A 12,494-nucleotide genomic window follows, 5' to 3' on the forward strand; every position below is an offset into this window, starting at 1 on the left:
GTCGCGCTCATCGACGCAGACCTCCGCCGCCCGTCCGTGGCCAAGTACATGGGTCTCGAGGGCAACGTCGGGCTGACCACCGTGCTCATCGGTCGAGCCAACGTCGAAGATGTGATCCAGCCGTGGGGCAATGGCTACCTGCACGTCCTGCCCGCCGGGCAGGTGCCGCCGAACCCCTCGGAGCTTCTCGGGTCGCTCGCTATGGCTCACCTGCTGGACAAGCTGACGTCGCAGTACGACGTCGTCATCGTTGACACAGCCCCGCTGTTGCCTGTCACGGACGCTGCGATCCTGTCGAAGCTCACGGGGGGCGCTCTGCTCGTCGTGGGCGCAGACAAGCTCCATCGCAACCAGCTGGCAGAGTCGGTGGGCGCGCTAGAGACGGTCGGCGCCCGCATCCTCGGCATCGTGGTGAACAGGCAGAAGCGCAAGCAGAGCGACCAGTACGCCTACTACGACTACACGCCGACGCCGGCGACCGCGGCCGACTCGGGCCGCACGCGGGGCCGGAAGCGCAAGGCTCCGGCCACGGGACGCGTCCCGCAGGTCACCGAGCCGACGGGTTCCACGGCGGTCTCGGGCCCGACGACGCTCTGGCCCGGCGACTCGCTGAGCGACACCCAGCTTCGCGACTTCCAGCGGCAGCAGGCGCAGAACCCGCCGGCCCAGCACCAGCGGCCCAGCCACTGACACCCGCGCTGCGTGGCTTCACGACGGCCTCGGACCGCGTCGGTCCGAGGCCGTCGGCGTGCCTGGCCCAAGCGGCGCAGGCTTCTCGCGCGTGACAGGATCGCCGGCCCAAGACCTCTGTCAATATCGGGCGTCATCTGCAGCCGCGAGCTGTCGGGTACAGGGCGCGGTTGACGTCCAGCGGCGCAATGCCTCCGGGGCCACCCACGGCGACTAGGTGTACTCGGCCGTCACGTTGGTGACAGGCGGCTGATCGGCGGGAGTCCTCCGAGGGCGCTGTGACGGCGTCGAGTGTTGTAGTGCTCGAGCCAGGGGGCAAGAGCGTTCGAGCGTTCGGTGTTGGACGTGAAGACCTGCCGGTAGGCCCATTCGGTCTGCAGGGTGCGGTTCAGGCGCTCCACTTTGYCGTTCTGCCACGGGCAGTGCGGCTTGATGAAGATCTGCTTGGCGCCCAGGTCGGCGGCGACGGCGCGCAACGAGTAGCGGTAGGCCCAGGCGTTGTCGGTCATGATGCGCTCGATCCGAGTGATGCCGTGGTCGGCGAAGTAGGTCGCGGCTCGGGCGAGGAACTCGGCGCAGGTGGGACCTTGCTCGTCGGGTAGCACCTCGGAGTAGGCCAGGCGGGTGTGGTCGTCGACCAGCGAGTGGACGTAGTCAAAGCCGATCGGGGTCTTGTCGACGCGTGCTTGGTGGTTGGCGCGGGTGCCCCCGGAGATCCGCCACCCGCCACCGTCCGGGATGCGGCCGAGCTTCTTGACGTCCATGTGGACCAGCTCGCCGGGGCGGTCGCGTTCGTAGCGCACCGCGGTGGTCTTGCTGGCCCGGATCACCTGCCCGGTCAACGGGTCCAGGTCGTGCAGCAGCGGCATCCCGCGCCGGCGCAGCACGCGAGTGACCGTGCGCGCCGGGACTCCGAGCTCGGCGCCCAGAACATCGGGACCGGACCGGTCACGCGCTCGTGCCGTGCAGATCGCGTCCTCGAGTGCCGCTGAGGTTCGGTTCGGGCTCGACCGCGGCCGTGAGGACCGGTCCAGCAGCCCGGCCGCACCTTCGATGCGCCACCGGCGCACCCAGCGATAACCGGTCTGCCGGGCGATCCCCAGYTCGTGTGCGACATGGGCGACCGGGCGCCCTTGGTGCACRACGCGRTCGATCAGCAGYTGGCGGCCGTTCAGGTTGAGCTTGGCGTTAGCGTGAGGCACGAGAACCTCCGGGTGGATGTTGGGCCTTCGACAAGCCACAGCCCAACCGGAGGTTCTCCTCTCGTCAACGGCCACCGACGTCACCAACGTCCTGGCCGAGTACAACTAGGCCGCGGTGGTTCAATCCCCGTCCCTGTTGGCAGCACTTGCAAGCCGGCCCCAGCCTGCAGGCTCACCGTTCGCCTCGCGTCCGGAGAACATCCGACGCGGCGCTCCACCACCTGAAACGCACGAGAGCCCCGCACCAACCGGTGCGGGGCTCTCGCTGAGGTTGCTAGGCCATTCAGGCCGCGGCGCCAGCCTGACGACGGCGGGCGATGACGACGCCACCTGCACCGACCAGGACCAGCGCGCCGGCGCCCAGGGCGATCGGAAGAGCGTTGGAGCCGGTGGAGCTCAGCGTGTCGCTGGTCCCGGCGACCGTTACGGTCTGCGTGCTGAGCACTGCACCCGACGCGGTGTCGGTCACGACCAGCGTGTACGTGCCAGCCTGGCTCAGCGTGACCGAGAAGGTGGCGGTGCCCGACGCGTTGGTCGTCGCGGTGAGCGTCTTGGTGCCGGACCCACCGGCGATGGTGAGTGTCACCGAGGTGTTCGGAGGCCCGACGACGGTGACGCTGAACGGAACGCCAGCGGCGGGCGTGGTGTCAGACACGGTGCCCTTGTTCGAGTAGTCGCCGGAGCCGTACGCCATGGCGGCGGACGGAACGAGGGCGAGTGCAACGGCAGCGAAGGCGACCAGAGCGGTGCGACGGATCTTCATGGGTGTCCCCCCGGACAGTGGTCGTGTGACAGGAGTTACGCGATGTACTAGGGGCAACCGTACCTGCTACTTGGTACAGGAGGAAGCGACGACTGCGTCACCCTTTTGGCGGGCGGTCGGCGTGGAGCGAATGTGCAGGTCACCGGTCTGCTCCTTTCCGGTAACGATGTCCATGTCGAGAGATCCGCTCTCACCCGGTTTGAATGTAAATGTCCTGCCTCCTACCCCCAGTCCGTCGTGGATCTGGGCAAGGAGGCCCTGGGGATCAGGTTTCACCCGCACGGACTCGATTCCTCCACCCTCGGGGGCATATACGAGGACATTCGTCCGGAGATCGCCGAGCGGGACGATGTTGTCGAGGCCGACCAGGTAGGCCGGCAGCTCGGCCGCGTCGGGCGGAGCGTTGTACGTGAGCGTGACCACGGCGTGCACGATCTGCGAGCCGTCCGGACGGCACTCCGTGGCCTGCGCATCGATCGACAGGTCGAGGTAGTAGCCGAGCTTCGCCTGCGTGCCGTCGTTGAGGTAGACCCCGAGGACAGCCGAGTCGCGATCCTTCCCTCGCAGGTCGCCGCTCAGCACCGTGCCCGTGAGCAGAGCCTGCTCGTCCTCGTCGGCGGACCACACCATCAGGCGACCCTGGCGCGCAGCTTCGGCCAGGGCATCCATGACGGCGGGTGCGTCGCCCTGGCCGCTCACGACCGCGTTGAACACGGACTTCGACGTGTCGGAGAAGAACGCGTCCTGCTTCTGGGGGTTTTCGATGTCGAGGTACACGCCGTTGAGCAGCGTCTGCACGGCGTCGTCGCCCGAGAGCGTCGTGCCGTCGGAGAGCGTCACCGGACCAGTCGCGTCGAGGACGAGCGCCAGAGCGACCGGGTCCACGGACAGCACGCCGTCGATGGTGCCGCCCACCTGCTTCTCCCAGATGCCCTTGGCCATCGCGGCGGTGCGCGGGAAGTCCGGCGTGAAGGTCACGTCGCGCATGTCGGTGCCGAGCTGCGGGCCGAACAGCGCGTCCTCGGCGTCCGTCAGCGGCAGCACAGGGTCGGTGAGCCCGCTCAGGGAGCCGCCCGACCGCTCCTGCACCACGGTCACCGCGCCGTCGTCGGCGTGCAGCTGCAGCACCGAGCCCGGGATGCCGCCCGTCGCGCGCTGCTCCGCGTTGTTCTGCACCAGCACCAGGTAGTCGCGCGGGCCGTCGGCGCCCATCATCGCGGGCACCAGCTGGGCGGCGCGGGCGGCGGTCGCGGTGGTCACGGCGACGTCGTTGACCTGGTCGCGCAGGGTCTCCACGGGCTCGGCGACGGCGCGGAGCAGGGAGGACGTGTCGATGTCCGCAAGCTCGCCGGCGGTGACCTGCACGGACTCGTTGGCGGCCACGATGACGGGCGCGGCCTCTTGCAGCGGGGCGAGGTCGACGCGGCCGTCGACGGGGGCCAGGGCGGCGGGGTCGACCAGCGTGGTGGCCTGCATGAGCGACGGGAGGGCGTGCTGGGCCAGGTCGTCGACCGCGGCAGCCACCGTGTGCACGGCGCTCACGTTGGGGCCGACCCACGGCAGGATGCCCGCCAGGGTCCAGACGGGACCGCTGGTGGCGCGTGCAGCCGTCGAGGCGTTCGCCTGGAGGGAGACCAGGGTCGTGGCGGCGGCGTCGGAGTCGCCGGCCTTGACCTGAGCCTGGAGGTCCTTCACGTCGCCCTTGGCGGACTCGAGGGCGCCGGCGGCACGGAAGGCTCCGGTGGCCAGCCAGATGCCCAGGCCGACGACCACGACGAGCGCGACGGCGCAGCCGATCAGCACGCGCTTCACCACGCGGCGACGGCGGGCGCGCTTGTAGCTGGTCCGCCGACGGCGCACCGTCTCGGGGTGCTGCGGCGCGTCCGGGACCGGCTGGCCGTTCCAGTCGGATCCCCAACCCGGGTGCGTCACGACGTCTCTCTCCAGCCGGTTTCACGCCGCCCGGGACAGGCGACCGCGGTCGGAATCGTACCGGCGGGGCCTGGGTGCCCCCGCCCGGAGGGGGTGAGATGTGTGCGCCGATCGGGTCATCCGATGCCGGTTTCTGCAGCCCGGGGCCCCAAGATGGTGCCCGTGAACCCCACCGACCCGGCCGAGCCCCTGCGCGTCCTCGTCGTCTGCACCGGCAACATCTGCCGGTCGCCGGCAGCCGAGCGGCTGCTCGCTGCTGGGCTCGGCGCGGCCTACCGCGGCCGTGAGGGCGGCGGCCTGACGCCCGCGATCGAGGTCTCCTCGGCGGGCACGGGCGCGATGACCGGCTGGCCGATGACGGAGGAGATGGCCGCACTGGTCGCCGCCCAGGGGGTCGACGCCCGGGGCTTCGTGGCGCGTCAGCTGGCGCCCGGCATGGTGCAGCAGGCCGACCTGGTGCTGGCGCTGACCCGGCGACACCGCTCGGCCATCGTCGAGCTGGTGCCTGCCGCCGTGCGGCGCACGTTCACGCTGCGTGAGCTGGCTCGGCTCGTCGGCGACATCGACCCCGCCACGCTGCCCGGCGCCAACGCGACGACCGCGGACCGCCTGCGCGCGCTGGTGCCGATCGCCGCGACGCGGCGCGGGCTCACGGCGCACAAGCCCGTGGACGACGACGTGGTCGACCCGTACCGCGGGGGCGACGCGCTCTACCAGAAGTCGTTCGGCCAGCTGCTGCCGGCCGTCGAGGCGATCGTGACGGCCGTCCGTCGCTGACCGCACGCAACGACAGAGGCCGGGCCCCGTGACGGGACCCGGCCTCTCGTGTGTCTGCGGACGCTAGATGCCGAACGCCGACTTGATGGGGCCGATGAGGAAGTACAGGACGAACATCACCGAGGCGATCCACATGAACGTGTGGATCTCGCGGACCTTGCCCAGCGCCAGCTTGATGATGACGAACATGATGATGCCCGCGCCGATGCCGGCCGTGATCGAGTAGGTGAACGGCATCAGGATGATGGTGAGGAACGCCGGGATGGCGATCTCCCAGTTCTTCCAGTCGATGCCGGTGATCTGCGTGACCATGAGGAAGCCGACGACGACCAGCGCCGGGGTGGCCGCTTCGAACGGGACCATGGAGACCAGCGGCGACAGGAACGTGGCCAGCAGGAACGCGATGCCGGTGACCACGGACGCCAGGCCGGTGCGCGCGCCGTCGCCGACGCCCGCCGCGGACTCGATGTAGCTGGTGTTGGACGAGACGCCGCCCGCACCACCGGCCGCCGCGGCGATCGAGTCGACCACCAGGATCTGCGTGGTCTTCGGCGGGTTGCCCTCCTTGTCCAGCAGGCCGGCCTCGCTGCCGACGGCGACCATGGTCCCCATCGAGTCGAAGAAGTCGGCGAGCAGGAGCGAGAAGACGAGCAGGATGACGGCGACCAGGCCGATGGCCTCGATCGACCCGAACAGCGAGAACTGACCGACCAGCGAGAAGTCCGGGGTGGCGAAGATGCCGCCCGAGGGCCAGTGCGGGACGTCGAGCTGCCAGCCGGCCGGGTTGACCACGGCGCCGGTCTCGTCCGTCTTGCTGCCGATGTCGCCGACCAGCTCGACGATGAACGCCAGCACCGTCGCCGTGACGATCGCGATGAGGATGGCGCCGCGGACCTTGCGGACCATGAGGACGATCGCGGTCGTCAGGCCGACGACGAAGACCAGCAGGGGCCAGCTGCCCAGCGAACCGCCGATGCCCAGCTCGACCGGGGTGGCCATGCTGGCGGGGATGCGCACGAAGCCGGCGTCGACCAGGCCGATGAAGGCGATGAACAGGCCGATGCCGACGCTGATGGCGGTCTTGAGCTCGCGCGGGACCGCACGGAAGACGGCGACCCGGAAGCCGGTGAGCACCAGGACCAGGATGATCAGGCCCTCGAGGACGACCAGGCCCATCGCGTTCTGCCAGGACATGTTCGGCAGCGCCGCGATCGAGTAGGCGACGACGGCGTTGAGGCCCAGGCCGGCGGCGAGCGCGAGCGGGAAGTTGGCGACGACGCCCATGAGGATCGTCATCACGCCGGCGACCAGCGCGGTCGTCGCGGCGACGGCCGCGAGGTTGGGGACGTCACCGCCGCCGAGGAACGGGCCGTTGCCGGCGTTGGAGCGGACGGTGCCGATGATCAGGGGGTTGAGCACGATGATGTAGCTCATCGTGAAGAAGGTCACCAGACCACCGCGGATCTCGGTGCCGATGGTCGATCCGCGCTCGGTGATCTTGAAGTAGCGGTCGACGACGTTCGTCGGGGGCGCAGGACGTGTCTTCTGCGCAGTGGGGGTCGAAGCCATGCGCGAAAGTGTGGCAGACCTGTGAAGGCTCGACAGCGCCTACGAGGGGTCGTCGTCACCAACGTCACACGTCCCCGGTGCCGGACCGTCCGCATCGCCCCGGTTAGGCTCGCCGGGTGCCGTCGCTGATCGACAAGCTCTTCCACCCGACCCGGACCCCGCCGCCCCCGGTGGACGTCGACCTGGGCCGCGTCATGCTCGTCGGCACCGGCGTCTGGGTGGTCGCGTTCGTGGTCACCGCGGTGCTGGCCGCGACCGGCGAGGCGTCGTGGCTGCCGGCCTGGGTGTGCGCGACGGGCGCCGTCCTCGGGGTGCTCGGGTACGGCTGGGCCCGACGGAACACCGCACGGCAGAAGGCCGCCCGGGCCTGACGTCAGCCCAGGAACACCTGCGCGCAGAGCAGCCCGCGAGGGCCGGTCGCGCAGGCGACGCCGATCTGCGTGTACGCCTCGCCGAGCATGTTCTCGCGGTGGCCGTCGGACCCCATCCAGCCCGCGACGACCGCCAGCGCCGTCGGGTAGCCGAGCGCGAGGTTCTCCGCCACGCGGTGCGCCCCGCAGGCGTCGAGGACAGGCTGCAGCGGGTCGTGCTCGAACCGGTCCTCCCGTGCGAGCGTCGCCGTGCGTGCCTCCGCCTGCTCCGTCGCGCACGCCGAGACCGTCAGCGCGGGGAGCCCGGCGGTCACCCGCTCCGCGTTCGTGCGCGTCACGATCTCGTCGACCAGGGTCGGGGTCGGTTCCGGCGTGCCGGCGGCCGGTGTCGCGACCGGTGCTCGCGTGGCCGACCTGCCGGCCGGGTCGTCGGCCCGCAGCGCGGTCGCTCCCACGTCCGCCGCGGGCCGGGGGCTCGGCTGCGGGCTCATCGTGATGGGCACCGCGATCAGCGCGAGGGTGCAGGCGAGCACCAGCACGAGCCTGCGGGGCCACCGTCGTCGCGGCTCACGACGAACTTGCTGGTCCGGGCGACCCCGTGGCACCGGCGGCACGGGGGTGAAGGGTTGCACGCGGGGGACGTTATCTGGTTCCGGGCGTACCGGGCACGTGCTTGCCCCCGGCGACGTCCAGCGCGATCTCGTCGGCGCGATCGGGCGCGGTGAGCAGGGCCTCGACCGCGTACCGGAGCTCCCAGCGCCCGGCCGCCTGCGCCAGGCCGGCGGCGAGCCCGACCAGGTGGACGGCGTGCACCACCGAGTCCTCCACCCACCACTCGACGGGGGTGCCGTCCACCAGCAGGTCGTCGTGCTGGACCCACGTGCTCGGGGCGTCGGGCAGCAGCGCGCGCACGCCGTCGGGGACGTCGTCGACCTCGCCGCCCTCCCCGACCAGCCCCTCGGCCAGGTCCCCGGCGAACGGGAGGTCGAGCAGCCGGGCCGTCGCCTCGGTGCCGGGCACCAGGGAGGCCACGTCGGTGCGCTGGTGCCACATCGGCTGGTCCGCCACGGCGGCGTCCTCGGCGTGCACGACCGCGACCCGGCCCGGGCCGACGAGGGCCGGCACCCGCTCCGGGGGCTCGTCGGGGGCCATCGACCGCCACACCGCCGTCGCGAGCGCCGGGTCCACCGCGACCCCGACCGGGCCCCAGGCGTCGAGCAGCTGCGTCCAGCCCGCCCCGTCGAGATCCTCCAGGGTGCCGACGCCGCCGAGGGCGCGCTGCACGGTGACGTCGAGGCCCGCGACGGCCGCCGGCGCAGCGGGGAGCAGCGCACCCAGCTCGTCGCCGACCGCGAACGGTCGCCCGAGCCCCAGCTCCGCCCGCTCGCGCAGCCACCACGACGTGTACGACGCGGCGTGCGCCCCGGACTCGCCGCGGACGGGGTCGACGAGCGCCCGGCGCAGGGTCGGCTCGCCGGCGATCCGGGCCAGGACCTGCGGCCAGGCGTCGGGGTCGACCGCGTCGAGGTCCGCGACGGCGACGGCCTCCCCCACGTACGCGCCGGCGCCCAGGCGGTCCGAGAGGTGCGCCAGGTAGTCGTCCCAGCCATCGAGCGACTGTGCCGCGAGGGTCGCGCAGTCGGTCGCGCCGTCCCGCAGCGAGGCCGGGTCGGCCAGGACGTCGGGGACGTGCACCAGCACGAGGTCGGCGCGCACCCCGACGACGGTGAGCACGTCGCGGCCCCAGCGGTCGACCGTCTCCGCCGACACGGTCGACAGCACTCGGTCGTCGAGCAGGGTCGCCGCCACGGAGCCGGGCAGGACGAGGCTGTCGGCGGGCGTGCGCTCCCCGTCGGCGGCCGGCAGAGGCAGCAGCCCGAGCCAGGGCTGCGCCTCCTGCGGCACGCCTGCACCGCCCGCGGCATCCACCAGCGCGAGCACCGCGTCGACGACGTCGTCGGCCTCGGTGTCGTCGTCGGCCAGCTCCAGGACGGCCTGCCGCACCGAGTCCTGCAGCAGGAGACCGACGGCGTCGGGGGCCTGCGCGCCCAGCCGCTCGAGCACCGGGTGCACCGCCTCCGGATCGACGACGCGCAGCCCCCAGCGGCCCAGGGTCTCGAGCGTGCGGGTACCCAGCCGGGCCGCGAGGGCGGCGTCGAGGACGACCGTGCCGCGCGCCCCGCGGACCACCCGGCCGTCGGCCAGCGGCACGGGGACGGCACCGAGGGCCTCGCGCGACTGCGGGTCGTCCGCCAGCAGCTCGAGGGCGTCGTACAGCTCGGTCCAGCCGCCGTCGCTGACGGCCGGGAGCTCCTCGACGACGTCGGCCAGCGACCGGATCTCCACACCGAGCGCGCGTGCCTGCGAGTCGCGGCCGTTGGGCAGCGCGACCAGCGCCGTCACCCTCCTGCCGAGCGCGGCCAGGGCGGCTGCGTCGTGCACCGAGGAGCGGGCGAGGGCCACCGCCTGCGTCGGGACCACCAGCGGGTCGGCGTCGTCGGGAGCGGCCTTGCGCAGCAGCGGGGTGCGGGTCAGGCGTTCGATGATGCGGTCGCGGAGCGCGGCGTCGAGGGCGCCGGCGGCCAGGCCGGTGGGGACCAGGGCGAGGGCGTCGTGGCCGGCCGACGCGCGGCCGTGGGCCAGGCGCGCGTAGACGTCGGCGGCGTGGTCGAGGACGGCGTCGGTCAGCGCACCGGGTGCCACGTGGCGGCGGGAGGGGTCGAGCGGGAAGGTCGCGACGAGCAGGGCGGGGACGCTGCACGGCTCGTCGGTCGGGGTCGGGGCGTGGACCACGCGGTCGGCCTGCGACAGCTGCGCGCCGCCGCGCGGCAGGGCCCAGGTGACCCGCCACACCCGCGCCGCGCGCTCCTCGACCGGACGGTCGGCCATCAGCGCCAGGGGGAGCTCGCCCTCGCCCGTCGCGACCGTCCAGCGGTCGGCGACGTCCGCCAGCCGCCGGACCCCGGACTCGTCCTCCACCAGGATCTCGACCAGGCCGGGCAGCGCGAGCAGGAGCGGGTCCGCGACGTCCCGCAGCAGCGAACGGATCTCGTCGGCGGCCACCTCGTCGCGGAGCGCCAGGACGACCGCGGTGTCGTAGCCGGTGGGCGGGCTGCCCTCCGCCGGCAGCGGCAKGCGCAGGGCCGGCAGGGAGCCGTCGCGGYGGCGGACCTCGTCGGCGAGCGCGGGGTTGTCGTGCGCCGCCTCGGCCAGCAGCTCGGCGGCGTCGGCGGCGCTGAACCGGACCCCGCCCGTGGTGGACAGCACCGAGACCTCGTCGGCCACCGACCGGACCGCGGCGAAGCCGACCCCGAAGCGCCCGACCGCCCGTCTCGACGGTCCCTCGTCACGCTTGGCCGACGCCCGCAGGGAGGCCAGGGAGGCGACCCCCTCGGCGTCGAGCGGGGCGCCCGTGTTCGCGGCGACCAGCACCGACCCGTCCGCGTCCGTGCGCGCCAGGCGTAGGAGCAGCCGTCCGGGCACGCCCGCGCGCGTCGCGGCGTCGGCTGCGTTCTGCGCGAGCTCGACGATCACGCGGTCGCGGTAGTAGCCGCGGGCGTGGTCCTCCTCCGTGTTCGCGTCCTCGCGCAGTCGCGCCGGGGACGCCCGCCACGCCCCCAGGACGGCCGCGCGCAGGGCGGCCGTGCCGAAGGCGTCGGCGGTCACGGCTCCGGGTCGGGAACGGCCGAGGGGTCGTCCGCGTCGGAGGCGGGTTCGGGTGCGTCGTCCGTGCGCTCGGCGACGTCGGTCGGCTCGTCGTCGGCCGCCGGGGCCTCGTCGGCAACGGGCGCCTCGTCGTCGGCGACCGCAACGTCGTCGGCAACCGGAGCCTCATCGGCTACGGGCGCCTCGTCGTCGGCAACCGCGAGCTCGTCAGCGACCGCGACCTCGTCGACAACCGGAGCCTCGTCGGCAACGGGCGCCTCGTCGTCGGCAACCGCGAACTCGTCAGCGACCGCGACCTCGTCGACCGCGGGCGTCTCGGCGGCCCGCGTCGTGGCCGGGGCGAGGTCGACCAGCTCGAGGCTGAGCTCGTCGATGAGCGGGTCGGACTCGGGCCAGTCGGTGGGGGGCGTCTCCGCGTCGGTCTCGGAGTGCGCGCCGCAGCCGTGGTCGACGCTCACGACGGTGCCGTCGTCGGGCGACCACTGGTTGGCGCACACGCCGAAGACGGTGCCGAGCGAACCCTGCAGTGGGACCAGGAACCCGCAGCTGCCGCAGGCGGCCGCGGACGCGAGGGAGCCGGCGCTCGTAGGCCCGTGCGGGCCGCGGTACCAGCGCTCGGCGGCCTCGTCGCGGCCCTCGGGCGAGAGCACCCGGACGCGGGCGAGGGCGAGCTCGTCGATCGCGACGTCGTCGAGCTCGGGGTCTCCGGTCGGGGTCCAGCCGGGCTCGAGGCGCGGGTCGTCGGCCTTGAACGGCAGGACGTCGCCGGGGCCGATGTCACCGGGCCGGATGCGCTCGGACCACGGCAGCCAGGCCTGGCCCAGCACGGCGTCGGGCCCGGGCAGCAGCTCGGCCTCGCAGACCGTGGCCGTGCGACCGCGCGGGACGCGGGCGACCGTGACGGTCCACTCCCAGCCGCGGTAGCCGCGGGCGGCGGAGGCGAACCGGTGGGACACCAGCCGCTCGCCCTCGACCACCAGGCCCAGGTACTCGCCGACGTCGGCGGGGTCCTCGGCGAGGCCGACCGCGACCTCGCGGGCCAGGTCGACGGCCGATCCGAGGACCGCGTCCTTGGTTGCTGCAGGCATGCTCAGGCCTCGATGTCGTCCGCGACGGCGCGCAGGAGCGAGGCGTACTGCTCCCCGCGCGCCTTCTCGGGGTAGCGGCCACGACGCAGGTCGTTGCCGACGCGGTCGAGGACCTTGATGAGGTCCTCGATGATGACGGCCATGTCGTCGGCGGGCTTGCGCGCCGCCTTGGCGACAGAGGGCACGGGGTCCAGCAGCTTGACCGAGAGGGCCTGGGGGCCGCGACGGCCGTCGGCGACGCCGAAGTCGACCTTCGCGCCGGGCTTCGGTGCCGTGACGCCCTCGGGCAGCGCCGAGGCGTGCAGGAAGACCTCGCCGCCGTCGTCACTGGCGATGAACCCGAAGCCGCGCTCGGTGTCGAACCACTTGACCTTGCCGGTAGGCACGGTGAACCCCGTTCATGAGAAGAAGACGTACTGGCCACAAGGTTACCGGC

General features: G+C 72.8%; 11 protein-coding genes. 3 read left to right on the forward strand and 8 right to left on the reverse strand.

All coding sequences use genetic code 11. The annotated features are described in order from the left end of the window. On the forward strand, window positions 1–690 hold a 690-nt coding region (locus ACXJKG_RS02960), incomplete at its 5' end, for a tyrosine-protein kinase family protein (RefSeq protein ID WP_456844269.1). A gap of 230 nt (window positions 691–920) precedes the next feature. Here the strand turns inward: ACXJKG_RS02960 and ACXJKG_RS02965 are convergent. The 3 genes from ACXJKG_RS02965 to ACXJKG_RS02975 form a co-directional block, all read right to left on the reverse strand. Next, window positions 921–1,892 carry an IS481 family transposase gene (locus ACXJKG_RS02965; protein WP_456844297.1) on the reverse strand — a complete coding sequence of 324 codons (972 nt, stop codon included), beginning with the start codon at window positions 1,890–1,892 and terminating at the stop codon, window positions 921–923. 283 nt (window positions 1,893–2,175) lie between these two features. Then, window positions 2,176–2,655: an LPXTG cell wall anchor domain-containing protein gene (locus ACXJKG_RS02970; RefSeq protein ID WP_456844270.1), complete on the reverse strand. Its 480-nt coding sequence runs from the start codon at window positions 2,653–2,655 to the stop codon at window positions 2,176–2,178. Between the two features lie 66 nt (window positions 2,656–2,721). Then, a complete protein-coding gene (locus ACXJKG_RS02975) occupies window positions 2,722–4,587 on the reverse strand; it encodes a DUF4012 domain-containing protein (RefSeq protein WP_456844271.1) in 1,866 nt (621 codons plus the stop codon). A 153-nt stretch (window positions 4,588–4,740) separates the two neighbouring features. Here ACXJKG_RS02975 and ACXJKG_RS02980 point away from each other — a divergent pair, with 153 nt between their 5' ends. Continuing rightward, window positions 4,741–5,364: an arsenate reductase/protein-tyrosine-phosphatase family protein gene (locus tag ACXJKG_RS02980; protein WP_456844298.1), complete on the forward strand. Its 624-nt coding sequence runs from the start codon at window positions 4,741–4,743 to the stop codon at window positions 5,362–5,364. A 63-nt stretch (window positions 5,365–5,427) separates the two neighbouring features. Here the strand turns inward: ACXJKG_RS02980 and ACXJKG_RS02985 are convergent, their stop codons facing one another. Further along, complete coding sequence (locus ACXJKG_RS02985; RefSeq protein WP_456844272.1) at window positions 5,428–6,933, reverse strand: NCS2 family permease; 1,506 nt, start codon at window positions 6,931–6,933, stop codon at window positions 5,428–5,430. A gap of 116 nt (window positions 6,934–7,049) precedes the next feature. Between ACXJKG_RS02985 and ACXJKG_RS02990 the strand changes: the two genes are divergently transcribed. Then, on the forward strand, window positions 7,050–7,304 hold the full coding sequence (locus ACXJKG_RS02990) for a DUF2530 domain-containing protein (RefSeq protein ID WP_456844273.1): 255 nt from the start codon (window positions 7,050–7,052) through the stop codon (window positions 7,302–7,304). Between the two features lie 2 nt (window positions 7,305–7,306). Here ACXJKG_RS02990 and ACXJKG_RS02995 read toward each other — a convergent pair whose 3' ends face one another. From ACXJKG_RS02995 to ACXJKG_RS03010, 4 genes are all read right to left on the reverse strand, one after another. Continuing rightward, on the reverse strand, window positions 7,307–7,837 hold the full coding sequence (locus ACXJKG_RS02995) for a CAP domain-containing protein (protein WP_456844274.1): 531 nt from the start codon (window positions 7,835–7,837) through the stop codon (window positions 7,307–7,309). A 109-nt stretch (window positions 7,838–7,946) separates the two neighbouring features. Next, window positions 7,947–10,970, reverse strand: a complete 3,024-nt coding sequence (locus ACXJKG_RS03000) for a sacsin N-terminal ATP-binding-like domain-containing protein (protein WP_456844275.1) — start codon at window positions 10,968–10,970, stop codon at window positions 7,947–7,949. Further along, window positions 10,967–12,058: a DUF3027 domain-containing protein gene (locus ACXJKG_RS03005; protein ID WP_456844276.1), complete on the reverse strand. Its 1,092-nt coding sequence runs from the start codon at window positions 12,056–12,058 to the stop codon at window positions 10,967–10,969. Before ACXJKG_RS03005 ends, ACXJKG_RS03000 begins: the two co-directional genes overlap by 4 nt. A gap of 2 nt (window positions 12,059–12,060) precedes the next feature. Next, on the reverse strand, window positions 12,061–12,444 hold the full coding sequence (locus ACXJKG_RS03010) for a cold-shock protein (protein ID WP_056085661.1): 384 nt from the start codon (window positions 12,442–12,444) through the stop codon (window positions 12,061–12,063). Window positions 12,445–12,494 lie beyond the last annotated feature (50 nt).

It is taken from the genome of Cellulomonas sp. P5_C6 (assembly GCF_054049635.1).

Excerpts from the sequence above, each read along its gene's own strand:
- ACXJKG_RS03005 (WP_456844276.1), bottom strand. The coding sequence starts at position 12,058 with ATGCCTGCAGCAACCAAGGACGCGGTCCTCGGATCGGCCGTCGACCTG.
- ACXJKG_RS02970 (WP_456844270.1), bottom strand. The coding sequence starts at position 2,655 with ATGAAGATCCGTCGCACCGCTCTGGTCGCCTTCGCTGCCGTTGCACTC.
- ACXJKG_RS02985 (WP_456844272.1), bottom strand. The coding sequence starts at position 6,933 with ATGGCTTCGACCCCCACTGCGCAGAAGACACGTCCTGCGCCCCCGACG.
- ACXJKG_RS02980 (WP_456844298.1), top strand. The coding sequence starts at position 4,741 with ATGGTGCCCGTGAACCCCACCGACCCGGCCGAGCCCCTGCGCGTCCTC.